Annotated in this window: 17 protein-coding genes; 9 read left to right on the forward strand and 8 right to left on the reverse strand. The window is 74.7% G+C overall.

Translation table 11 applies throughout. From position 1 onward, the window contains the following. Positions 1–77 precede the first annotated feature (77 nt). From R3E88_13255 to R3E88_13280, 6 genes are all read left to right on the forward strand, one after another. Positions 78–1,451 (forward strand): carbohydrate porin, encoded by a 1,374-nt coding sequence (locus R3E88_13255; GenBank protein MEZ4217444.1) that lies wholly within the window; start codon positions 78–80, stop codon positions 1,449–1,451. Between the two features lie 75 nt (positions 1,452–1,526). Further along, entirely contained in the window at positions 1,527–2,411 is an 885-nt protein-coding gene (locus tag R3E88_13260) for an NAD(P)-dependent oxidoreductase (protein ID MEZ4217445.1), read from the forward strand. 42 nt (positions 2,412–2,453) lie between these two features. Continuing rightward, on the forward strand, positions 2,454–3,542 hold the full coding sequence (locus R3E88_13265) for a dihydrodipicolinate reductase (protein ID MEZ4217446.1): 1,089 nt from the start codon (positions 2,454–2,456) through the stop codon (positions 3,540–3,542). 129 nt (positions 3,543–3,671) lie between these two features. Then, positions 3,672–4,433, forward strand: a complete 762-nt coding sequence (locus tag R3E88_13270) for a carboxypeptidase-like regulatory domain-containing protein (protein ID MEZ4217447.1) — start codon at positions 3,672–3,674, stop codon at positions 4,431–4,433. Then, the gene (locus tag R3E88_13275; GenBank protein MEZ4217448.1) at positions 4,420–5,784 is read left to right on the forward strand and encodes a hypothetical protein; all 1,365 of its coding nucleotides are present in this window, start codon (positions 4,420–4,422) and stop codon (positions 5,782–5,784) included. The genes R3E88_13270 and R3E88_13275 overlap by 14 nt, the downstream gene beginning before the upstream one ends. 2 nt (positions 5,785–5,786) lie before the next feature. Further along, entirely contained in the window at positions 5,787–6,440 is a 654-nt protein-coding gene (locus tag R3E88_13280) for a carboxypeptidase regulatory-like domain-containing protein (GenBank protein ID MEZ4217449.1), read from the forward strand. Here R3E88_13280 and R3E88_13285 read toward each other — a convergent pair. The 6 genes from R3E88_13285 to R3E88_13310 all read right to left on the reverse strand — a co-directional run bounded on the left by R3E88_13285 (position 6,437) and on the right by R3E88_13310 (position 16,900). Further along, positions 6,437–9,088 carry an EAL domain-containing protein gene (locus R3E88_13285; GenBank protein MEZ4217450.1) on the reverse strand — a complete coding sequence of 884 codons (2,652 nt, stop codon included), beginning with the start codon at positions 9,086–9,088 and terminating at the stop codon, positions 6,437–6,439. The two genes, R3E88_13280 and R3E88_13285, sit on opposite strands and share 4 nt — an antisense overlap. A gap of 254 nt (positions 9,089–9,342) precedes the next feature. Then, positions 9,343–10,407, reverse strand: a complete 1,065-nt coding sequence (locus R3E88_13290; protein ID MEZ4217451.1) for an SDR family NAD(P)-dependent oxidoreductase — start codon at positions 10,405–10,407, stop codon at positions 9,343–9,345. Positions 10,408–10,426: 19 nt separating this feature from the next. Next, positions 10,427–11,686 carry a sulfotransferase gene (locus R3E88_13295; protein MEZ4217452.1) on the reverse strand — a complete coding sequence of 420 codons (1,260 nt, stop codon included), beginning with the start codon at positions 11,684–11,686 and terminating at the stop codon, positions 10,427–10,429. A gap of 25 nt (positions 11,687–11,711) precedes the next feature. Next, positions 11,712–12,590: a TIGR03620 family F420-dependent LLM class oxidoreductase gene (locus R3E88_13300; GenBank protein MEZ4217453.1), complete on the reverse strand. Its 879-nt coding sequence runs from the start codon at positions 12,588–12,590 to the stop codon at positions 11,712–11,714. A 67-nt stretch (positions 12,591–12,657) separates the two neighbouring features. Then, entirely contained in the window at positions 12,658–15,783 is a 3,126-nt protein-coding gene (locus R3E88_13305; GenBank protein ID MEZ4217454.1) for an efflux RND transporter permease subunit, read from the reverse strand. A gap of 7 nt (positions 15,784–15,790) precedes the next feature. Continuing rightward, complete coding sequence (locus tag R3E88_13310; GenBank protein MEZ4217455.1) at positions 15,791–16,900, reverse strand: efflux RND transporter periplasmic adaptor subunit; 1,110 nt, start codon at positions 16,898–16,900, stop codon at positions 15,791–15,793. Positions 16,901–17,082: 182 nt separating this feature from the next. Here R3E88_13310 and R3E88_13315 point away from each other — a divergent pair, with 182 nt between their 5' ends. Next, complete coding sequence (locus tag R3E88_13315) at positions 17,083–18,729, forward strand: acyl-CoA dehydrogenase family protein (GenBank protein MEZ4217456.1); 1,647 nt, start codon at positions 17,083–17,085, stop codon at positions 18,727–18,729. 31 nt (positions 18,730–18,760) lie between these two features. On the opposite strand, the gene R3E88_13320 is transcribed toward R3E88_13315, so the two are convergent. Then, on the reverse strand, positions 18,761–19,669 hold the full coding sequence (locus R3E88_13320; GenBank protein MEZ4217457.1) for a LysR family transcriptional regulator: 909 nt from the start codon (positions 19,667–19,669) through the stop codon (positions 18,761–18,763). A gap of 143 nt (positions 19,670–19,812) precedes the next feature. Here R3E88_13320 and R3E88_13325 point away from each other — a divergent pair, with 143 nt between their 5' ends. Together R3E88_13325 and R3E88_13330 are read left to right on the forward strand one after the other, a co-directional pair. After that, positions 19,813–20,436 carry a carbonic anhydrase gene (locus R3E88_13325; protein MEZ4217458.1) on the forward strand — a complete coding sequence of 208 codons (624 nt, stop codon included), beginning with the start codon at positions 19,813–19,815 and terminating at the stop codon, positions 20,434–20,436. Continuing rightward, complete coding sequence (locus R3E88_13330; protein MEZ4217459.1) at positions 20,436–22,019, forward strand: SulP family inorganic anion transporter; 1,584 nt, start codon at positions 20,436–20,438, stop codon at positions 22,017–22,019. The genes R3E88_13325 and R3E88_13330 overlap by 1 nt, the downstream gene beginning before the upstream one ends. Positions 22,020–22,058: 39 nt before the next feature. Here the strand turns inward: R3E88_13330 and R3E88_13335 are convergent, their stop codons facing one another. After that, positions 22,059–22,688: a hypothetical protein gene (locus R3E88_13335; protein MEZ4217460.1), complete on the reverse strand. Its 630-nt coding sequence runs from the start codon at positions 22,686–22,688 to the stop codon at positions 22,059–22,061. Between the last annotated feature and the right edge of the window lie 33 nt (positions 22,689–22,721).

Below are 22,721 nucleotides of genomic sequence, written 5' to 3' on the forward strand. Positions count from 1 at the left end.
CGCGGTGTCCGGGGCGGGAGCAAGAACGGTGCCACGGCGCTCCGGTGCGAGCGTGCGCTGGAGGCCACTCCCGGGCCGTGCGCGCGTCGCTCGGGGAGGGCGGTGTGTGGGGCGCGCTTCCGCATCGCGGTCGTTCGCTTCCGTCCGCGCGGCTGCTCGCGCTCGCCTTCGGAGTCGCGGTCGCGGCGGCCGCGGCCGACGCGCATCCGCTGCACGCGCACCGCGCTCCCGGGCGCGCGCGGACACGCGCCGCCGCGCCGGCCGGGACGGACGTCGCCGCCGCGGTGCCGTCGCCCGTCGTCGATGCGCTCGCGTCCGAACGCCTCACGGGCGAGTGGCTCGGTGCGCGATCGTGGCTGCGCGAGCGGGGCGTGTCGATCGAGGCGACCTGGGTGTCCGACACGTCGCGGCCGCTGCGGGGCGGGGTGCGACGGCGCACCGCGTTCCGCAGCCTGCTCGACGTGAACACGACGGTCGACCTCGACGCCCTCCTCGGCTGGAGCGGCGCGACGCTCTTCGCCGACGCCTACGGGATCTGGGGACGCAACGGGTCCGACGACGTCGGCGACTTCCAGGGCTTCTCGAACATCGATGCGGACGACGATCGCGTGCAGCTCGCCGAGCTGTGGCTCCAGCAGGAGCTCTTCGACGGCGCGCTGCGGCTCAAGCTCGGCAAGTTCGACGCCAACAGCGAGTTCGCGTTCGTCGATGCGGCGGGCGACTTCCTGAACTCGTCGGCCGGCTTCAGCCCGACGATCTTCCCGATGGTCACGTATCCCGATCCCGCGACGGGCGTGCTCGTCGCCGTCGATCCGAGCGGTCCGCTCTACGCCGTCGCGGGCGTCTTCGACGGCGCGGGTGCCGCGGGCGTCCCGACCGGCGTTCGCGGCCCGCGCACGTTCTTCCGCGACGACGTCTCGGACGACTGGTTCGCGATCGGCGAGCTCGGACTCGCGTGGGACGACGGCGCGCGCTTCGGCCCGGGGCGCGTCGCGGTCGGCCCGTGGCACCACACGGCGCGCTTCGATCGCTTCGATGGCGGGACGACCTCCGGCGCGACGGGCTTCTTCGCGCTGCTCGAGCAGCGCGTGGTGTCGCTCGCCGCCGAGGGCGAGGACGCCGCCCGCGACGTGCGCGTGTTCGGCCAGTACGGCTGGGCCGACGAGGACGTGAGCGAGGCGCACCATCACGCGAGCGCCGGGCTGCTCGTCACGGGCCCGTGCGCGGAGCGCGCCGACGACAGCGCGGGCGTCCTGCTGACCTGGGTCGACCTGAGCGATCGCGCGGGCGCGGGCTTCCCGCGCGACGAGGCGACGGTCGAGCTCTTCTACCGCGCGGCGCTGACGCCGGCGATCTCGCTGAAGCCCGACCTGCAGGTCGTCGAGAGCCCGTCCGGCGGGCGTACGCACACCGCGATCGTCGGCACGCTCCGGATCGAGGTCGGCCTCTAGGACTTCCCTCCCGCACGCGCGGGGCGCGCTCGCGTAGGATGCCGCCGCGCGACGAGCGCGCGGGAGGTGTTCGCGATGGGCGTGCGCGCGGGCTTCGTGGGCGTCGGCCGCATCGGACGGCCGATGGCGCAGCGCGCGATCGACGCGGGGCTCGAGGTGGCCGTGTGCGACGCGCGCGCCGAGGCCGTCGCGCCGCTCGTCGCGGCCGGCGCGCGCGCGTTCGGGACGCCCGCCGAGGTCGCGGCCGTCTCCGACGTCGTGTGCGTCGTCGTGCTCGACGACGCGCAGACGCGCGACGTCGTCGCCGGCGCGCGCGGACTGCTCGCCGGCGCTTCGCCCGGCGACGTCGTGTGCATCTGCTCGACCGTGTCGGAGCCGACGGTGCTCGAGCTCGCGGAGCGCGCGCGCGAGGCGGGCATCGAGCTCCTCGACGCGGGGGTCGCGGGCGGCTCGCCGAGCGCCGAGACCGGCACGCTCGTCACGATGGTCGGCGGCGAGGCCGCCGCGGTCGAGCGCGCGCGGCCGGTGCTGATGACGTTCTCGAAGGAGCTCCTGCACGCGGGCGGCGCGGGAGCGGGGATGCGCCTCAAGCTCGTCAAGAACCTCGTCAGCTACCTCGCGCTCGGCGCGTCGCACGAGGGGCGGCTGCTGGCGGAGGCGTGCGGGTTCGACGCGGGGCTCGTGGCGCGCGTCGTCGACTCGACCTCGCTCCTCGACCAGTTCTTCCGCTTCGGGCTCGAGCGCCCGCGCGCGCAGCGGTGGCCGGCCGACGCGGCGGGGCCCGAGCTCGAGCACGCGGTCGCCTACACGGGCATCGCGCGCAAGGACCTCGCGGCGGCGCTCGCGCTCGCGCGCGACGTCGGCGCCGAGCTGCCGCTCGCCGAGCGCGCGCGCGAGGCGGCGGGCTCGCTCTTCCTGCTCCCGCGCGAGCGCGAGACACCGACGTCGGAAGATCGCTAGGCGGCGCCCGCGCGTGCGCGGAGCGGTCGCGGAGGGGAAGCCGTGGAGAGCGGGAACGGAAGGCGCCTGCGCGTCGTGCAGTGGGCCACGGGCTCGGTCGGACGCGAGTCGCTGCGGGGGATCCTCGCGCACCCCGCGCTCGAGCTCGCGGGCGTGCGCGTGTACGGCGCGGACAAGGACGGTGTCGACGCGGGCGCGCTCTGCGGCATGCCGACGACGGGCGTGCGCGCGACCACCGACGTCGACGCCGTGCTCGCGCTCGACGCCGACTGCGTCGCCTACATGCCGCGCCTCGTCGACGTCGACGACGTCTGCGCGCTGCTTCGCTCCGGCAAGAACGTGATCTGCACGCCCTTCCTGTTCCATCCGCCCGCGCAGCCCGAGGCCGTGCGCGCGAAGCTCGAGGACGCGTGCCGCGCGGGTGCGACGTCGGTCGCGGGCACGGGCATCCACCCCGGCTTCGCCGGCATGGTGCTGCCGCTCGCGATGTCGGGGATGTCGCGCGAGATCCGCCGCGTGCGCATCCAGGAGCGCGCCGACTGGACGCACTACGACAGCCCTCGCATCACGTTCGACAACATGCGCTTCGGCGCGCCGCCCGCGGAGGCGCGGCTCGAGGCGAACCCGTTCGCGCGCTTCAACGCGACGCTCTTCGAGGACCAGATCCACATGCTCGCCGCCGCCTTCCGCGCCGAGCTCGACGAGGTGACGCTCGAGCAGGACCTGCGCACCGCGAGCGAGGGCTACGACGTGCGCGCCGGCCACGTCGCGGCGGGCACGGTGAACGGCCAGCGCTACCGCTGGCGCGGCCTGCGCGCGGGCGAGCCGATCCTCGAGATCGACGCGCTCTGGACGCTCGGCGGCGCCTACCCCGAGGACTGGCCGCGCCCGCGCGATGGCTGGACGGTGACGATCGAGGGCGACCCGTCGATGCAGGTCCACTTCGTCGGGCTCGCGAGCTTCGAGCGCCGCGACGTGACGATCGCCGACCACGTCCACGCCGCCGACGTGGCGACCGCGATGCAGGCCGTGAACGCGATCCCCGCGCTCTGCGCGTCGCCGCCCGGCTTGCGCGCTGCGTTCGACCTCGGGCTCGTGCGCACGGGAGTCGGCTTCGGCGGAGCGGCCTGAGCGCCGCGCGTCCTCGCCGAGCCGCGGCGCGCGTCTGCGCCGCCCATCTGCCGCTCAAGCTCCGCCGGCCTGCCGCCGAACTGCACGTCCGCGCCGCGCCGCCCCGAGGCGCGCGTCGCGGGAGGTGCCGTGCGAGGAACGGGCTCGTCGCGAATCGCCGTCGCCGCCGCGGGTGCACTCGCCTGCGCGCTCGCGTGCGCGCCGGCGCCCGTCCGTCCGGCGGAGGGGCGTGCGGCGGTCGCCGGCAGCGTGCGCCTCGTTCCGCACGACGGCGCGCCCGCGTCGTCGTCGTCGTCGAGCTACGGCGACCGCCGCCTGCGCGACGTCGAGCTCGTCGACTACTCGCGTCCGGGCTTCGTGATCGTCTGGGCCGAGCGGGAGACGCCCGGCGCGCCGGCGCACGACCCGGGCGAGGCGAGCGACGCCGCCGACCTCGCGATCGAGGACGGCGTCGGCGGCCCGCGACTCGCGCCCGAGCTCGCGGCCGTCGGGCTCGGCGGCACGCTGCGCGTCGCGAACCGCACGCGGCGCGCGCTCGCGGTCTCGATTCCCGCGCTCGGCCGCGTCGAGTCGCTCGCGCCCGGCGCCGCGCTGTCGGTCGCCGCCGAGCGAGCCGGCGAGCTCGATCTCTTCCTGCTCGGCGCGCGCGAGCGCGCGACCGTCTGGGTGGCGCCCGGTCCGTGGACGCGCACCGACGCCGCGGGCCGCTTCGCGCTCCCCGACCTCGCGCCCGGCGCGTGGACCGTCCGCGCGTGGCACCCGCGCCTTCCCGCCGCGGCGCAGCGCGTCCTGCTGCGAGCGGGCGAGGTCGCGGACGTCGCGCTCGAGATCGGCGTCGGGCGCGATGCGCTCGTCGACGCGACCGGCGGAGGCCGCGATGCCGCGCACTGACGCGCGCCGCCGGCGCGCCGCAGTCGGCTTCGCGGCCGCGCTCGCGCTCGGCGTGGCCGCGGCCGCGCCGGCCGCGCGCGGCGAGGACGCGGGCGACGCCGATCGCATCGACGCGCTCGAGGAGCGGATCGCGGAGCTCGAGGCCGCGGAGGATGCGCGCGCGGAGGCGGCGTCGGCCCCGTGGCTCCCGGAGTGGACGGAGCGCGTGCGCATCGGCGCGAGCGCGAGCGCCGGCTACTTCCACCGCGGCGACGTCAGCCCCGCCGACTCCGACGGCTTCCAGGTGTGGGATGCGCGGCTCTTCGTCGACGCCGAGCTCGCGCGCGACGTGACGCTCGGCGGGCACGTGCTCGTGCGCAACGTCGGCGCCACCGTCGAGTGGGACCTCGTGCGCATCGGCACGCTGATGAACCAGGTCGGCGAGCTCTACGTGGACTTCCAGGGCATCGGCGGGAGCTCGTGGTGGAACGCGCAGGTCGGGCGCTTCCAGCTGCCCGTCGGCGAGAGCTACCTGCGCTACTCCCGGGGCTACCGCGACAACCCCTTCGTCTCGAACGCCGTGGGCGGGCCGTGGTGGTGGGACGAGGGCGTGCGGCTCTACGGCGCGTCGCCGGACGGCCGCCTGGGCTACGTGGCCTCCGTCTCGAGCGGCGACACGCGCTTCAACACCGATGCGAACGCCGACCCGCAGGCGACGCTCAAGCTCTTCGCCGAGCCCTTCCCGTGGCTGCGCGTGAGCGCGAGCGGCGTCGTGTCGGGCGAGATCGGCAGCGCGACGGCCGCGGCGCCGGGCGCACTCTGGCTCGGCGAGACGTGGGCGATGCCGATCGGCGCGATGTCGAGCGTGCCCGTCGTCGTCGACGGCGTCGTCGTGCCGGACGGGCCGACGAAGCTCGCGCGCACGTGGCTCGCCGGGGGCGACGTCGTCCTGCGCCCCGTCGACGGCCTGCGCGTGTGGCTCGCGGGCGGCCACTACCGCATCGAGACCGCGGGCGCGGGGCCCTACGACCGCTCGCTCGTGTACTGGATCGCCGAAGCGGTCGCCGAGGGCGGGCTCGTCTCGCCCGCGCTCGCGCCGGTCTACGTGGGCGTGCGCGCGAGCGGCCTCACGACGGGCGATCGCGGGCGCGGCTACCTGCTCGACTTCCGGATGGCCGAGACGCTCGGCTTCGACATGTACCGGCTCGACGAGTACGCGGGTGTCGTCGGCGTGCGCATCGGCGACCACGTGCGCGTGCGCGCCGAGTACACCTACCAGGACGTCGCCCTCGTGCGCGGCGCGGCGGCCGCCGTCGCGTCGCCGCGCGGCGACGAGCACGTGTTCGCGATCGACGTCGGGATCGCGTTCTGACCATGCACGGGAGCGGCTCGCGCGCGGCGTGGCTCGCGCTCGCCGTCGCGGCGAGCGCGCTCGGCGCGGCCGCCGCGCGCGGGGAGGGCGACGGCGCGAGCGCCGAGCTCCGCGGGAGCGTCGCGATCGGCGTCGAGGGCGTCCCGCTCGCGGCCGTGGCTCCGCTCGTCGTCTTCCTCGAGCCGCTCGACGGCGCCGCCCCGGCGTCGCCGCCGCCGCCGGCCGTCATGCACCAGCACGACGCGCGCTTCTCGCCGCCCTTCCTCGTCGTCGCCGTCGGCCAGCCGCTCGACATGGCGAACGACGACGCCATCTACCACAACGTGTTCTCGTACTCGCGGCCGAACGACTTCGATCTCGGGCTCTACCCGGCCGGCGAGTCGCGCCGCCTCGAGCTGCGGCGCGCCGGCGTCGTCAAGGTCTACTGCTCGATCCACGAGTCGATGAGCGCGACGATCCTCGTCGTGCCCGCGCCGTGGCACGACACCGTCGCGCCGAGCGGACGCTATGCGATCGCGGGCGTCCGCCCGGGTCGCTACCGCGCCGTCGTGTGGAGCGAGCACCTGCCGTCCGAGGCGCGCGAGATCGAGCTTCGGCCCGGGGAGCGGGCGCGCATCGACTGGGTCGTGGGAACGCCGGGCGACGCCGGTCGCTAGGCGCGCCCGCGCCGTCGCAGGAGCGTCGCTTCCGCCGCGGGTACGGCCGCAGACACCAGGAAGCCCTGGATCTCGTCGCAGCCGAAGGACGCGAGCAGCGCGCGCTGTTCCTCCGTCTCGACGCCCTCCGCCACGACGCGAAGCCCGCGCGCCTTCCCCATCGCGACGATCGCCGCGGTCAGCGCCGCGTCCTCCGCGTTCGTCGCGATGCTGCGCACGAAGCTCATGTCGATCTTCAGCGTGTCGACCGGCAGGCTGCGCAGGTAGCTGAGCGACGAGTAGCCCGTGCCGAAGTCGTCGAGCGAGACGGCCACGCCGAGCGCGCGCAGCTCGTCGAGCGTCGCGATCACGGTCTTCTCGTCGAGCATCACGGTGCTCTCGGTGATCTCGAGCTCGAGCCGGTGCGGGCTCGCGCCGGTCCGCTCGAGCACCTCGCGCACGATCGCGACGAGGTCGCCGCTCGCGAACTGGCGCGCGGAGACGTTGACGGCCACGCGGTGCTGCGCGCCGTCGTCGTGTTCGTCCGCACTCCAGCGCACGATCTGCGCGCAGACCTCCTCGAGCACGCGCGTGCCGATCGCGACGATCATGCCCGTCTGCTCGGCGACCGGGATGAACTCGCCGGGCAGCACGAGCCCGTGCTCGGGGTCGCGCCATCGCACGAGCGCCTCGAAGCCCGCGACGGCGCCGCTCGCGAGGTCGACCTTCGGCTGGTAGTGCACCTCGAGCTCGCCCTGCAGGAGCCCCGTGCGCATGCGCTGCTCGAGCTCGAGGCGGCGCAGCGCCGCGGCGTTCATCGACTCGGTGTAGAACTGGTACTGGTTCCGGCCGTGCTCCTTGGCGTGGTACATGGCCGAATCCGCGTTCCGGAGCAGGGCGTCGACGTCGTCGCCGTCGACGGGCCACGCCGCGATGCCGATGCTCGCGCCGACGACCACCTCGTGACCGGAGAGCGCGAAGGGCTGGGCGAGCGCGTCGAGGATGCGGCGCGCGACGAACGAGAGCGAGTCGGGGTCGGCGAGGTCGTCGACGAGGATCGTGAACTCGTCGCCGCCGATGCGGGAGACGGCGCTCTCGAAGCCGGCGCCGTTGCGCGCGATGGCGTCCGTCGTGCGCACGCACTGCACGAGCCGCTCGGCGACCGTGCGCAGGAGCTCGTCGCCCACCGTGTGCCCGAGCGTGTCGTTGATGCGCTTGAAGTGGTCGAGGTCGAGGAAGAGCACGCCGAGCATCCGGTCGCGCCGCCGCGCCGAGTCGATCGCGAGGCGCAGGCGCTCCGTGAACAGGCGGCGGTTGCCGAGGCCGGTCAGGCCGTCGCGATAGGCGAGGAACTCGATCTGCTCCTCGGCGCGGCGACGCTCGGTGACGTCCTGCGCGGTTCCGTCGAGTCGCACGGGGCGACCGTCCTCGTCGCGCACGACGTGCGCGGCGCAGTGGATCACGTGCTCGACGCCGCTCGCGAGCGCGACCCGGAAGTCGGCCGAGATCGAGCGGTCCTCCGCGATCGCGAGCCGCACCGCGTCCTCGAGCGCGCCGCGGTCGTCGGGGTGCACGCGCTCCATCATCGCCGCGAGGCGGAGCGGCTTCCCGTCGTCCGGGAGCTCGTAGATCGTGTGGAGCTGGGCCGACCCCTCGACGCGGCCGGTCGCGAGATCGAGCTCGAAGCTGCCGATGCGCGCGCGGCGCTGCGCGGCGTCGAGGTGCGCGCGGCTCCGCGTGAGCGCGACGACGTGCGCCTCGATGGCCGCGTGCGAGGTCTGCAGGTCGTCGAGCATCGCGTCGAACGCGCGCGCGACGTCGCCGATCTCGTCGCGGCGGCGGCTCGCGATGCGCGACGCGAAGTCGCCGCTGCGGATCCGCTCGGTCGCGTGCTGGATGGCGCGGATGGGGCGGACGAAGCTGCGCGTGAAGACGCCGGCCGCGAGGAACGAGAGGGCGAGCGATACGCCGCCGGCGATCATGAGGTTGACGCGCGCGTGGGCGAGCGCGGCGCGCTCGGCCCGGAAGTCGGCGCCGACGGCGAGCGCGAGCCCGGGCACGTCCTCGACGACGCGATCGAGCGTGCCGACCTCCGCCTCCGGCGAGAACGCGAGCCGCGCTCCGCAGAGCTCCGACCAGTCCTCGACGAGCCCGGGTGCGACGTCCTCGACGACGACGAGCCGACCGACCGGCCCCGTCGCCGTCGAGAGCGGCGACGCGGTCGCGAAGAGCGGGCGGCCCGCGTGCGCGGTGAGGCCGTCGTGCGACGAGGCGAGCGCGGGTGCGAGCAGGTCCGCGTCGCCGGACGCGGCGATCACGCGGTCCTCGGTGTCGACGAAGGCGACGAGCGCCGCGTTCTCGCGCCCGCGGAGCTCCTCGGCGTAGAAGGCGAGCGTCGGTGCGTGGCCGACCTCGAGGCTCGCGCGCATCTGGGGCGTGCGGGAGATGGCGCGGCGTCGCTCCTCGAGCGACGTCACGTGGGTGGCGACGAGCCGGCCGGCGGCGATGGCGGCGCGATCGAGGCGTTCGGATGCGGCCTGCTCGAGGTCGCGCGCGAGGGCGCGTTCCTGCAGCGTCAGCGCGACGACGGTGGAGAACGAGACGAGCCCCGCGAGCGCGAGCAGGAGTCGTGCGCCGACCGTGAAGCGGATCGCCGCGCGGTGGGGCACCGCGCGGCTCCGAGTCGGTGCGTTCGCGGCGTCCCGCGCGTCCTCGCGCATGCGCGCTCCGTCCCCCAGCCCGCATCGGGTCCGATCCGTCGCGGCTCGCGGCGGCGGCGACCCCGGCCGTTTCGAGCGCGCGCAGCCCCCTCTTTAGGAGCGCGCCCGCACACGGGAGTGCTCGCGCGCGCGCCGGGCGGCGCCGCGCGCCGCGCCGGCCCCGAGGCGGCCGCGCGGTGCCCGGGAAGGGGCCGGGGCGCGCGTCAGGGGCGAGGTGCGGCCGCGGGAGCCGGGCCGCTCGCGAGTGCGCCCACGTGCTCGGCGTCGAGCACGCCGGCCTCCCACATCCAGCGCAGCAGGTCGCGGAACGAGTCGGCGGCCGGTGTCGCGTCGCGTCCGAGCAGGGCGCGGCCCTCCGCGTCGTCGAAGGGCGCGCTGCGCGTCAGCACGGTCGCGGCTTCCGACGTGAGCGGAACGGGCCGCCCCGTGAGGCGCTGGCGCAGGTCGCCGACGCGGCCGAGCACGCGCAGGAGCGCGGGCGGCACGCGATCGGCCGCGAGCGCGCGGCCGGTGAGCTCGCACAGCAGCCGGTGGAAGCGCTCGTGCTCGACGAAGTCGGTCGGCGCGAGCAGGCGGCGCGGCCCGCGCCCGGGCGCGAGCAGACGCGCGAGCAGGAGTGCGAGGTCGCGCACGTCGGTGAAGCCGAGCCCGCCGCGCGTGACGAGGACGCGGCCGGTGCGGAGGTAGCCGGCGAAGACGGCGGGGCCGCTGCCGACGGTCGGGTCGTGCGGGCCCTGCACGGACGCCGGGTAGACGATCGCGACCGGCGCGCCCCGTGCCTGGCGCTCGCGCGCGATGCGGTCGGCGTCGGCCTTCGTGCGCGAGTACATGCCGCGCACCGGGGCGATCGGGTCGTCGGCGGTGGTGCGCGGCCCGGGCGAGGGCATGAGCGCCAGGAAGCTCGAGACGTGGACGACGGGGTCGAGGCCCGCGTCGAGCGCGGCGTCGAGCACGTGCCGCGTGCCGTCGACGTTCACCGCGCGCAGGGCCGCGGCGTCGGCGAGCTCGTGCGAGAAGCGTCCCGCGCAGTGGAGGGCGGCGTCGCACCCCGCGGCCGCGCGCGCGATCGACGCCGGGTCCTCGACGTCGCCGCGCGCCGGCTCGACGCCGTCGCGCGCGAGGTCGACGCCGAGCGGCGCGAGCACGCGCGCGAGCTTCGCCTCGTCGCGCACGAGCGCGCGCACCGCGAAGCCCTCGCGCGCGAGCGCGGCCGCCGTGTGGCACCCGATCAGCCCGGTCGCCCCGGTCAGCAGGACGCGTCGCGCCATCGCCGCCGCGGACCCCGCCTCAGGACTCGAGCCGCACGGGGAAGCGATCGGTGTAGAAGCGGAAGCGCTCGCGCAGCTCGCCCGCGTCGAGCGCGAAGTCGGCGAGGTCGTACACCACGCGGCCGAAGCGGCCGCGTGGGTGGGCGCGTTGATAGTCGTCGATCGCCGCGCGCGACGACGGGCCGAAGTCGAGCCCGGCGAGCGCGTACACCGCCTCGACCGTCTCGAGCTCCGCGCCCATGTACTCGTGGAACAGCACGTCCATCGAGCGTTCGGGCGGCAGCAGGTGCCGGTCGTTCGCGCACGCGCGCAGCATCGTCTCGATGCGGTCGGCCCAGTAGTGGCCGAGGAAGACGGGGTCGGGCTTCGCGGCGGACATGCGCGTCGTGTACGAGATCATGGTCGAGAACGACGCGACGGTGGACACGGGGTCGCGGTGCGTGACGACGAACGTCGCGTCGGGGAAGACGGCCGCGAGCGGGCCGAACTGCTCGAGGTGCTGCGGGCTCTTCAGCACCCAGCGCCGCGGCCCGCGCAGCCACGACAGCACCTGCAGCACCTTCTTCAGGTAGCGGTAGTGCGGCGTCTGGTCCTCGGCGAGGTAGTGGTCGCGGTAGGTCGGCATCGCGCCGATGCCCATGTTCTCGAAGAACATCGTGCCGAAGTCGATCCCGAGCAGGTGGATCTCCTCGTGCACGTGGTCGACCGTCATCTCGTGCATCGCGTCGAAGTAGGGCATCACCGCGTTGCGCGCCTCGATGCCGGCGGCCGCGCGCGCGATGCGCGGGTCGGGCGCGCCCGGCGCCGCGACCTCGCCCGGCGGCGGCACGGGCTCGAGCGCCTCCCACCACGGCAGCGAGCGGAAGAGCGGATCGGCGCCGAGCAGGTTGTGGAGGTGCGTGGTGCCGCTGCGCGGGAGGCCCGCGATCACGACGGGCGGCAGCAGCTCGAGGTCGAGGATCTCGGGGTGGCGCTTCACGAGGTCTTCGAGGAGCAGGCGGTTCTTCAGGAACGCGACGCAGCCCGCGTGGCCGGTGAGCCTGCCGACGGGCGACAGCTCGGCGTCCTCGCGCAGGCCGCGCAGCACGACGTCGAGCCCGGTGCGCCAGCCCTCCTCGCCGAAGTCGTCGAGCCCCGTCTCGGCGCACGCCTGCGCGACGAGCGCGTCGGCCTCGAAGCGCAGCGCGTCCGCCATCGGCGCGAGCGCCTTCGCCTGCGCGACGAACTCCGCCGGGAGGCGCGGGCTCGCGAGGTCGTCGATGCGGATGTCGTCGGGCATGGGCTCCTCGTGGGGGCGCGCCGGCTCAGCGGCCGCGCGGTGCGAGCGCCTCGAGCACCTCGAGGTGCGGCGCGTGTCCACCGTCGGGATGGATCGGGTGCACGCACACGTGGCTCGCGCCGGCCTCGAGGTGCGCGTCGATGCGCGCGCGCAGCGCCTCCGCGTCGCCCCAGGCGACGAGGTCGTCGAGCAGGCGCGCGCTCGCGCCGTCGGGCAGGCCCTCGTCGTCGTAGCCGAGCCAGCGCAGACACGCTCGATAGTTGGGGAGCGAGAGGTTCACGCGGCACGCCTCGAGCGCGAGCTTCCGCGCCTTCGCCGGGTCGCGCTCGAGCAGCACCTTCACCTCGGGGCACAGCCACGCGTCGGGGCCGAGCAGCGCGCGCGCGCGCCGCGTGTGCTCGACCGTCGTCAGGTAGGGGTGCGCGCCGCGCGTGCGATCGCGCGCGAGCTCGAGCATGCGCGGGCGCAGCGCGCCGAGCACGACGGGCGGCGGCTTTGCGAGCGGCGGGCCGCCGTAGACCGCGGCCTCCATGGCGTCGAGATAGGCGCGCATCGTCGCGACCGGCCTGCCGTAGCGGTGCCCGCGCATCCCCTCGACGAACGGTGCGTGCGAGACGCCGAGACCGAGCAGGAAGCGGCCGTCGTACTGGGAAGCGAGCGCGTGCTGCGCGCCCTTCATCGCCATCGCGTCGCGCGCGTAGACGTTCGCGATGCCGGTGGCGACGACGAGGCGCTCGCTGCGCTCGAGCAGGAAGGCCGCGCGCACGAACGGGTCGAACCCGACCGCCTCGGGGATCCACAGCGCGCCGTAGCCGAGCTCCTCGATGCGCCGCACGAAGCGCGTCGCGTCCGCGCGATCGAGCAGGTCGGTGAACGTCCAGACGCCGAGCCGTCCGATCTCCATGCGTGCCTCCGCCGCCGAGCGCCGCATCCTACGACGAACGGCGCGCGCCGGCGCGGGAGATCGCGCGCTACTCGGCCGCGAGCCCCTCGCGCTCGGCCGCGATCTCGAGCGCCTCGAGCCGGCGCGCGACGGCGTCGGGGAGCTGCGTGCGGCGCGCGAGGACCGCGTACGCCGCGGGCACGACGAACAGCGTGAAGAACGTCGCGAACGTGACGCCCGCGACGACGACGACGCCGATCGCGCGCCGCCCGCCCGCGCCCGGCCCGCCGCCGAAGAGCAGCGGCAACGCGCCGAGCGCCGTCGAGAGCCCCGTCATCAGGATGGGGCGCAGGCGCGTCTCCGCGGCCTGCACGACGGCCTCGCCGAACGCCACGCCCGCCGAGCGAAGCTGGTTCGCGAACTCGACGACCAGGATGCCGTTCTTCGCGGCGAGGCCGATCAGGATCGTCATGCCGATCTGGCTGTAGATGTTGATGCTCCCGCCGAGGAGCCACAGCCCGAACAGCGCGCCGGCCACCGCGAGCGGCACCGTCAGCATGATCACGAACGGGTGCACGAAGCTCTCGAACTGCGCGGAGAGCACGAGGAACACGATCAGCAGCGCGAGCCCGAACGTGAAGTAGGCCGCCGCGCTCGACTCGCGGAACTCGCGCGACACGCCCTTGTAGTCGATCTGCGCCGTGCTCGGGAGCTCGTCGCGCGCGAGCGCGGCGAGGCCGTCGAGCACCTCGCCGAGCGTGTGGCCCGGCGCGACGCTGCCTTCGATCGTCGCCGCGGAGAGGCGGTCGAAGCGCCGCAGCGCCGAGGCATCCGCGAGCTCGCGCAGCCCGACCACGCTCGAGAGCGGGATCAGCTCGGCCGAGCGCGACGAGCGCACGTAGAGGTTCGTGAGGTCGCGCGGGTCGGAGCGCTGGCTCTCGAGTGCCTGCAGGATGACGGGGTACTCCTCGCCGCGCTCGACGAACGTCCCGACCTGGCGCGAGCCGAGCATCGTCTCGAGCGTGCGGCTCACGTCCGCGATCGACACGCCGAGGTCCGCCGCGCGCGCGCGGTCGACGACGACGCGCACCTCGGGCCGCGTCGGCTTGAAGTCGCCCTCGGGCGCGACGAGCCCCGGCACCTCGTCCGCGCGCGCGAGCAGGCGCTCCTGCCAGGCGCTCGCCTCCTCGTGGCTGCTCGCGCGCAGCACGAACTGCACGTCGCGCCCCGAGCCGCGGCGGCCCATGCCGCCCGGGCTCACCGCGAACACGCGCACGCCCGCGATGTCCTGTCCCTGCGCGGAGATCAGTCCCATGATCTCCTGCGCGCCGAGCTCGCGCTCCGACCACGGCTCCATCACGACGATGCCCCAGCCCGTGTTCATGCCCTCGCCGTAGCCGAAGCCGGGCACGCGCGTGATGGCGGTGCGCACCTCGCCCTGGTCGACGAGCGGGAACAGGATGCGGTGCTCGACCTCGCGCATGTGCGCCACGGAGTAGTCGAAGCTCGCGCCCTCCGGGCCGAGCAGCACGACCATGAAGCCGCCGCGGTCCTCGAACGGCTCGAGCTCGGTCGGCACGAGCCGGAAGAGCACGGCGATCGACGCCAGCACCGCCGCGAGCGCGACGCCGACGTAGGCCGGGCGCCGGAGCGTCGCGCGCAGCGCCGTGGCGTAGCGCGCGCGCATCGCCTCGATCGCGTCGTTCGCGACGCGCGCGAGGCCGCCGTCGCGCTCCTTCGCGACGAGCAGCTTCGAGCACATCATCACCGACAGCGTGAGCGCGATCAGGCTCGAGAGGCCGATCGTCGCCGCGACCGTGACCGCGAGCTCGCGGAAGAGCCGGCCCGTCGCGCCCTCGAGGAAGGCGATGGGCACGAACACGGCGATCACCACGAGCGTCGTCGCGATCACCGCGAAGCCGACTTCGCGCGCGCCGCGCTGCGCCGCGAGCAGCGGCTCCTCGCCCAGCTCGATCCTCCGCTGCACGTTCTCGAGCACCACGATCGAGTCGTCGACGACGAGCCCGATCGACAGCACGAGCGCGAGCAGCGTCAGCATGTTGAGCGACAGCCCGAACGCGAAGAAGAACGTGAAGCTCCCGACGATGCAGATCGGCACCGTGACGGCGGGGATCAGCGCCGCGCGCTTCGTCCCGAGGAACAGGTAGATCACGACGACGACGAGCAGCATCGCGATCGCGAACGTCGAGTACACCTCGTCGACCGCGGCCTGCACGAACTCCGAGCTGTCCCACGAGACGTACAGATCCATGTCGGCGGGCAGCTCGGGCGCGATCCGCTCGACCTGCTCGCGCACGCGCGCGGCGACCGCCGTCGTGTTCGCGCCCGACTGCTTGACGATGCCGAGCCCGAGCCGCGGCAGTCCGTTGCCGCGGTAGTCCGTGCGCCACTCCTCGGGGCCGATCTCGACGCGCGCGACCTCGCCGAGGCGCACCAGGTAGCCGTCGGGCCCGCGCGCGACGACGAGCTGCTCGAAGTCGCGCTCGGTGCCGTAGCCGCGTTCGACGCGCACGGCGAAGTCGCGCTGCTGCGACTCGAGGCGGCCGGCGGGCAGCTCCACGTTCTCGCGCCGCAGCGCGTCCTCGAGGTCGACGACCGTGAGGCGGCGCGCGGCGAGCGCCACGCGGTCGACCCAGATGCGCATCGCGCGCTTGCGCTCGCCGGAGAGCCGGATGCGCGCGACGCCGTCGAGCACGGCGAAGCGGTCGACGAGGTAGCGCTCCGCGTAGTCCGTGAGCTCGAGCGAGTCGCGCGTCTCGCTGCCGAGGTTGAGCCACATGATGGGGCTCGCGTCGGCGTCGGCCTTCAGCACCTCGGGCGGGTCGGCCTCGTCGGGGAGGTCCTCGACGGCGCGCGCCACGCGCTCGCGCACGTCGTTCGCCGCCTCCTCGATGTCGCGCGACAGCTCGAACTCGATCGTGATCGTCGAGCTCCCGTCCGTGCTCGTCGACTCGACCGTCCGCACGCCCTCGATGCCGTTCAGCTGGTCCTCGAACGGCTTGGTGATGCGGTTCTCGATCACCGCGGCCGAGGCGCCCGGGTAGGTGGTCGTCACCGAGACGATCGGCGGGTCGACGTCGGGCATCTCGCGCAGCGGGAGGCCGCCGAGCGACAGGACGCCGAACGACACGACGAGCGCGGACAGCACGGTGGCGAGCACGGGGCGGCGGACGGAGACGTCCGAGAGGAACATGGCCGCCTCAGCCCCCCGCGCGCGTCGGGGGCGGCGCGTCGAGCACGGCGGCCTCGTCGCGCTCGACGACGCGCACGAGCCCGCCCGGCCGCAGCATCGAGCCGCCTTCGACGACGATCGTCTCGCCGCCGTCGAGGCCGTCGAGCACCTCGACGCGGCCCGCGCGGCGGCGGCCCGTCTCGAGTGCGACGCGCCGCACGCGCGAGTCGCCGTCGAGCACGAACACGTACTGCTCCTCGCCGACGGGGACGATCGCCTGCTCGGGGAGCGCGATGCGGTCGCGCGGATGCGCCTCGAGCTCGACGGTGAGCAGCATGCCGGGGCGCAGCGCGCGGTCGGGGTTCGGGAGGTCGGCGCGCACGCGCACGGCGCGCGTCGTCGGGTCGATGCGCGTGTCGATGGCGCGCACGCGGCCCTCGAAGGTGCGCTCGGGGTAGGCGGCGGCGCGCGCGCGCACCGGCAGGCCGGGCGCGAGCACGGACAGGAAGCGCTCGGGCACCGAGAAGTCGAGCTTGATCGTGTCGATGTCGTCGAGCGTCGTGATCGGGTCGCCCGGCTGGACGAGCGTCCCCGGGCTCACCGCGCGCAGCCCGAGCACGCCCGCGAACGGCGCGCGCACGAGCCGATCGCGCATGCGCGCCTGCAGCTCCTCGAGGCGGGCGCGCGCGGCGTCGCGCGCGGCCGTGCGCTCGTCGAGCGTCGCCTGCGAGGCCGTCCCTTCGCGCCGCAGCTCGCGCGTGCGCTCGAACTGGCGCTCGGCCTCGGCGTACGACGCGCGCGCCTGGTCGAGCTGCGCGGACTCCTCGCGGCTCGTGAGCTCGACGAGCACGTCGCCCGCCGCGACGACGTCGCCGTCGTCGAAGCGCACGCGGCTCACCGTCTCGGTGACCTGCGCCGTGATGACGACCGACTCGTTCGCGCCCGCGGTGCCGAGCGCCTCGATCGTGTCGACGAAGCGCTCGCGCTCGGGGCGCGCGACGGTGACGGGTGTGGCGCGCTCGGCGGCCGCCGCGCCGGCCGGCGCCGCGTCCTCGGAGGCCTCGCCGCAGGCGCCGCACGCGAGCAGCGCGAGCGCGAGCCCCGCCGCGGCGAATCGGCTGTCCGTCGACCGGTGCATCACGGGATCCTATCCGCCGAACGCGCGCGGGCGCGTACCCTGCCGCGGGGGAGCGCGGCCGCGCTCCCCGGCGCGCAAGGCTACGGGGTTCCGGCGCGTGCCGCTCGGGGCGGTGGGCGCGCGCTCCGCGCGCGCCCGCGACGACGCGCGGAGCGACGTCGCCCGAAGTGGAGGGAGCGCAGATGCAGGACGCGCACGCGACGCACGCGGTCTTCAACCAGGTGCCCGAGCTCGACGGGCTCGACCTGTTCGGCGTCGACCCGACGCTGCAGCGCGCGGTCGACGCCTTCGGCGGCGGCTTCGGGCGCGAGGCGCTCTCCGCCTACGGCGCCCTCGCGGGCGGCCCGCTCGCCGCGGCGGGCGAGCTCGCGAACCGCCACGTCCCCGAGCTGCGCACGCACGACCGGCGCGGCCACCGCATCGACGTCGTCGAGTACCACCCCGCGTATCACGAGCTCATGCGCGCGGCGATCGCGCACGGCGTGCACGGCCTGCCGTGGGAGTCGCCGCGCGAGGGCGCGCACGTGGTGCGCGCCGCGCTCGAGCTGCTCCACAACCAGGCCGACTCGGGCACCGACTGCCCCGTCACGATGACCTTCGCGTCGATTCCGACGCTGCGCGCGAACCCCGCGCTCGCCGCGCTCTGGGAGCCGCGCGTCCTCTCGCGCCGCTACGACCCGCGCGACCTCCCCGCCGACGCCAAGGAAGGGCTCACGCTCGGCATGGCGATGACGGAGAAGCAGGGCGGCACCGACGTGCGCGCGAACACGACGACCGCGCGCGCGACGGGCGAGCGCGACGCGGGCGGCGAGGTCGCGCTGCTCACCGGCCACAAGTGGTTCTGCTCGGCGCCGATGTCGGACGGGTTCCTCGTGCTGGCCCAGTGGGACGGCGCGCTGTCGTGCTTCCTGATGCCGCGCTGGCGGCCCGACGGCACGCGCAACGCGATCTCCATCCAGCGGCTCAAGGACAAGCTCGGCAACCGCTCGAACGCGTCGAGCGAGATCGAGCTGCGCGACGCGTTCGCGTGGGCGGTCGGGCCGCGCGGCCGCGGCGTCGCGACGATCATCCAGATGGTCGCGCTCACGCGCTTCGACTGCATGGTCGGGTCGACCGCGATCATGCGGCACGCCGCGCTGCACGTGCTCCACCACATCCGCCACCGCGCCGTCGGCGGGCGCCGGCTCGTCGACCAGCCGCTCATGCGCGCGGTCGCGGCCGACCTCGCGCTCGAGACCGAGGCGGCGCTGTGGCTCTCGATGCGGGTCGCCGCGGCGCTCGACGCGCGCGAGGCCGACCCGCGCGAGGCGCTCCTCGTGCGCCTCGCGACGGCGCTCGGCAAGTACTGGGTGTGCAAGCGCGCGCCGCAGCACGTGAACGAGGCGCAGGAGTGTCTGGGCGGGCTCGGCTACGTCGAGGAGCACGTGCTCCCGCGGCTGTGCCGCGAGGCGCCGGTGAACTCGATCTGGGAGGGGAGCGGCAACGTGCAGTGCCTCGACGTGCTGCGCGCGATCGCGCGCGAGCCGGAGACGCTCGGCGTGCTGCGCGACGAGCTCGGGCGCGCGCGCGGCGCGAGCCGCGCCTACGACCGCGCCTGCGACGCGCTGCCCGACGTCGTCGCCGCGGCCGTCGCGGACGAGTCGCGTGCGCGCGTCGCCGCCGAGCGCATGGCGGTGCTGCTCCAGGCGGGGCTCCTGCTGCGCCACGCCGAGCCCGCGGTCGCCGACGCCTTCGTCGACGCGCGGCTCGAGCCGCGCTCGCTCGCCTACGGGAGCCTCGCGGACGACGGCGCCGTCGCGTCGCTGCTCGACACGTTCGCGCTCGACTAGCGATCCCCCCGCGCGTCCGCCCGGCGCGCCGCTACGGCGCGAGCTCCCCGCCGCGCGCGCTCTCCGAGATCGCGACCATCGCGGGGTGGCGGAGCCGCCGCTCCACCGTGATCGCGTAGTAGCGCTCGCGCAGCGCGTCGACGCGTGCGATGCGCGTGACGCCGTACTGCTTGACGACTTCGTTCTCGATCGCCGACGGCGCCGTGAAGACGCCGGCGCCCGTCGCGCCGAACACCTTGATGAGCGCGGCGTCGTCGATGCTCGCGACGGCGCGCGGCCGGATGCCGAGCTCCTGGAACCAGTGCTCGAGCGTGCTGCGGAGCCCGGCGTCGGGCGTCGGCAGCAGCATGGGCGCCCCGTCGAGGCTGCGCGGGAAGCCCCTCGCCAGGCGCTTCGCGAGCGGCGCCGTGGCGAAGAACGAGACGCTGCTCTCGCCGAGCAGGTGGTCGAACGCGCGCACCGCCACGTTGGGCCCGCGCGGCGCGTCGGAGAGGATGAGATCGATCGCGTAGGTCGCGAGGTCGGCGAGCAGCACCTCGGAGCGGCCCTCGAGGCAGACGAGCTCGACCGGCTTCTCCATCTCGATCGCCGGGGCGAGCAGACGGTGCGCGATCAGCTTCGGCACCACCATCGAGAGCCCGACGGTGAAGCGCTGCGGCAGCGGGTCCTCGCCCAGCCGCACGGCCGCCTTCAGCTCCTCGCCGAGGTCGAAGACGCCGTCGGCGTAGCGGAGCACGGTGCGGCCGAGGTCGGTCAGCACGAGCCGGCGCCCGGTGCGGAGGAAGAGGCGCCCGCCGATCTGCTCCTCGAGCTGCTTGAGCTGCGCGCTCACCGTCGCCGGGCTCACGCGCAGCTGGGTGGCCGCCCGCACGACGCCGCCCTCGCGCGCGACGGAGCGGAAGTAGAGGAGGTGGTGGAAGTTGAGCCAGTCGAGTGCCATCGCCGGTCCGCCTTCGATTCGGTTTTGGCGAACCATAGGTTCAATATTTCGTCATTGTCTACATCTGATCGTGGACGAAACTGGTCCGCGTTGCGGGCATCGCCTCGAGCGACGCGCCCGGCGACGCCAAGGAGGTCCACGACATGGAACGAGTCTTCGCAGGCATCCAGCAGTTCCGGAAGGACGTCTTCCCGCGCCGGCGGCAGCACTTCGAGGCGCTCGCCGGCGGACAGAAGCCCGAGCTCCTGCTGATCACGTGCTCGGACTCCCGCATCGATCCCGCCCTCCTCACCCAGACCGACCCCGGCGACATCTTCGTGGTCCGCAACGCGGGCAACATCGTGCCGCCCTACGGCGACGGCAGCGGCGCCGAGGCCGCCACGGTGCAGTTCGGCATCGAGGTGCTCGGCATCCGCCACGTCGCGGTGTGCGGCCACACGCACTGCGGCGCCGTCGCGGCGCTCCGGCAGCCGGGCTCCGCCGACGCGCTCCCGGCCGTGAAGCAGTGGATCGAGCACGCGCGCCCCTCGCTCGAGCGCGGCGTCGAGGTGCGCGCGGCGAGCGATGCGCTGACGCGCACCGTCGCGGCCAACGTGCTCACGCAGCTCGACCACCTCCGCACGCACCCGAGCGTCGCCGCCGCCGAGGCGCGCGGCGAGCTCGAGCTCCACGGCTGGATCTACGACTTCGAGCGCGGCGATCTGCTGGTCTCGGACGCGCGCGGCGCGTTCGCGTCGATCGCGACCCGTCGCAGCGAGGCGGCGTGATGGCGACGTCCGCGGCCTCCCCCCGCTTCCTCGCCCAGGTGCGCGCCGAGCTCTCGCTCCTGCGCACCTCGTGGCGGCGCGACCTGCTCGCCTCGGTGGTCGTGTTCCTGGTCGCGCTGCCGCTGTGCATGGGCATCGCGATCGCGTCGGGCGTGCCGCCGGCCGCCGGCCTCGTGACGGGCATCGTCGGCGGTCTCGTCGTCGGCTTCCTGGCCGGCGCGCCGCTCCAGGTGAGCGGCCCGGCCGCCGGCCTCACGGTGCTCGTGTGGGACATCGTGCAGTCGCACGGCCTCGGCGCGCTCGGATGGTTCGTGATCGTCGCCGGCAGCGTGCAGGTGGCCGCCGCGCTCGCGGGCGCCGGCCAGTGGTTCCGCGCCGTCGCCCCCGCCGTCATCCACGCGATGCTCGCGGGCATCGGCGTGCTGATCTTCGCGAGCCAGTTCCACGTGATGGTCGACGACGCGCCGCGCGGGAGCGGCATCGCGAACCTGCTCGCGATCCCCGAGGCGATCTTCAAGGGCTTCGTGCCCGCCGACGGGTCCGTGCACTTCCAGGCCGCGATGATCGGCACGCTCACGCTCGTGCTGATCGTGTCGTGGAAGGCGTTCGCGCCGAAGCGGCTCGCCATCGTGCCGGGGCCGCTCGTGGCCGTCGCGCTCGCGACGGGCGTCGCGTCGCTGCTCGCGCTCGACGTGAACCTCGTCAACGTCCCCGAGCGCCTGCTCGACGCCGTCGTCTTCCCGCAGGTCGCCGACCTGCGCTCGCTCGGGTGGACCGTCGTCGGCTCGGGCATCGCGCTCGCGTTCGTCGCGAGCGCGGAGACGCTGCTCTGCGCCACGGCCGTCGACAAGATGCACGACGGCCCGCGCGCGAAGTTCGACCGCGAGCTCGCCGCGCAGGGCGTCGGCAACGTCGTGTGCGGCGCGTTCGGCGGCCTCCCGATGACGGGCGTGATCGTGCGCAGCAGCGCGAACGTCGAGGCGGGCGCGAAGACGCGCGCCTCCGCCATCCTGCACGGTGTGTGGCTATTGCTCTTCTGCGCCGCGCTGCCGTTCGTGCTGGCGCGCATCCCGACGGCCGTGCTCGCGGCCGTGCTCGTGTTCACCGGCTACAAGCTCGTCGACGTCGCGGCGATCCGCCGGCTCGCGACGTTCGGGAAGACGCAGGTCTTCGTCTACGCCGCGACGCTCGTCGCGATCGTGTGCGTCGACCTGCTCACGGGCGTCGTGCTCGGCATCGCGCTGTCGCTCGCGAAGGTCTTCTACGACGTGTCGCATCTCCACGTCGATCTGCGCCAGAGCGACGCGGACGCCAAGCGCTTCGATCTCGTGCTGCGCGGCTCGGCCACGGTGCTGCGGCTGCCGAAGCTCGCCGCCGCGCTCGAGCGCGTGCCACGAAGCGCCGAGCTGCACGTCCACTTCGACGAGCTCGGCTACATCGACCACGCCTGCCTCGACCTGCTCATGGGCTGGGAGAAGCAGCACGCCACGTCGGGCGGCCAGCTCGCGATCGACTGGGAGACGCTCGAAGGCCGCTTCCGCACGCCGCCAGGCCGCGCTTCGTCCGCGCGCCTCGTCGCCTGAGCGGCGGCCGGGTGCGGGTTCCGCCGGCCCGCACCCGGCTCAGGCGGCGGCGCGTCGCCGCGTCGCGCCGAGGGCGACCAGCCCGAGCAGCGAAGCCGCGAGCCACATCGTCGGCGCCGACCACAGCGGTACGCCCGGCGGCGGCGGCGGGTCCGAGACGTCGATCGAGCCCGACTGCCCGGCGTAGTTCGTCGGCGAGTTCGGGCCGACGCCCGTGTCCTCGTCGAACGAGTCGATGCCGTTGGTCGGCACCGGGCCGAACACGAGCGAATCTCCGCTCGAGAACGTGATCGTGCTGCCCGAGGTCGAGAAGAAGGGCGTGCGGTTCGCGGGGATGATCACGTCGGGCGTCGGCGCGCCCGGAATCGCCGCGAAGTCGGCGGTCGCGATCAGGTAGCGCTTGCCGTTCGTCGGTTGGGCGACCTGGCCCTGCCCGAAGGCGAATCCCGTCGGGTGCTGGGTGCTCGTCAGCGTGCCGTTTCCGACGTTGACCTCGGTGCCGCCGACGCCCGCGTCGAAGAGCTCGACGAACTGGATGGTCCCGTCGTCGTTGCTGAACACCTCCTTCACGTCCCAGGTATGGATGCCGGCGTGTGCGGCGGGCGCGACGAGCGAGCCGGACGAGACCGCGAGCGAGAGCGCGAGCGCGAGGCGGACACGGTTCGACATGGGATCCTCCCGGCGGCGGATCGGCCGAGGGCG

Source organism: Myxococcota bacterium, assembly GCA_041389495.1.
GTDB lineage: Bacteria > Myxococcota_A > UBA9160 > UBA9160 > UBA4427 > JAWKRT01.

Excerpts from the sequence above, each read along its gene's own strand:
- R3E88_13260 (MEZ4217445.1), top strand. The coding sequence starts at position 1,527 with ATGGGCGTGCGCGCGGGCTTCGTGGGCGTCGGCCGCATCGGACGGCCG.
- R3E88_13275 (MEZ4217448.1), top strand. The coding sequence starts at position 4,420 with ATGCCGCGCACTGACGCGCGCCGCCGGCGCGCCGCAGTCGGCTTCGCG.
- R3E88_13280 (MEZ4217449.1), top strand. The coding sequence starts at position 5,787 with ATGCACGGGAGCGGCTCGCGCGCGGCGTGGCTCGCGCTCGCCGTCGCG.
- R3E88_13290 (MEZ4217451.1), bottom strand. The coding sequence starts at position 10,407 with ATGGCGCGACGCGTCCTGCTGACCGGGGCGACCGGGCTGATCGGGTGC.
- R3E88_13295 (MEZ4217452.1), bottom strand. The coding sequence starts at position 11,686 with ATGCCCGACGACATCCGCATCGACGACCTCGCGAGCCCGCGCCTCCCG.
- R3E88_13300 (MEZ4217453.1), bottom strand. The coding sequence starts at position 12,590 with ATGGAGATCGGACGGCTCGGCGTCTGGACGTTCACCGACCTGCTCGAT.
- R3E88_13305 (MEZ4217454.1), bottom strand. The coding sequence starts at position 15,783 with ATGTTCCTCTCGGACGTCTCCGTCCGCCGCCCCGTGCTCGCCACCGTG.
- R3E88_13310 (MEZ4217455.1), bottom strand. The coding sequence starts at position 16,900 with ATGCACCGGTCGACGGACAGCCGATTCGCCGCGGCGGGGCTCGCGCTC.
- R3E88_13315 (MEZ4217456.1), top strand. The coding sequence starts at position 17,083 with ATGCAGGACGCGCACGCGACGCACGCGGTCTTCAACCAGGTGCCCGAG.
- R3E88_13320 (MEZ4217457.1), bottom strand. The coding sequence starts at position 19,669 with ATGGCACTCGACTGGCTCAACTTCCACCACCTCCTCTACTTCCGCTCC.
- R3E88_13325 (MEZ4217458.1), top strand. The coding sequence starts at position 19,813 with ATGGAACGAGTCTTCGCAGGCATCCAGCAGTTCCGGAAGGACGTCTTC.
- R3E88_13330 (MEZ4217459.1), top strand. The coding sequence starts at position 20,436 with ATGGCGACGTCCGCGGCCTCCCCCCGCTTCCTCGCCCAGGTGCGCGCC.
- R3E88_13335 (MEZ4217460.1), bottom strand. The coding sequence starts at position 22,688 with ATGTCGAACCGTGTCCGCCTCGCGCTCGCGCTCTCGCTCGCGGTCTCG.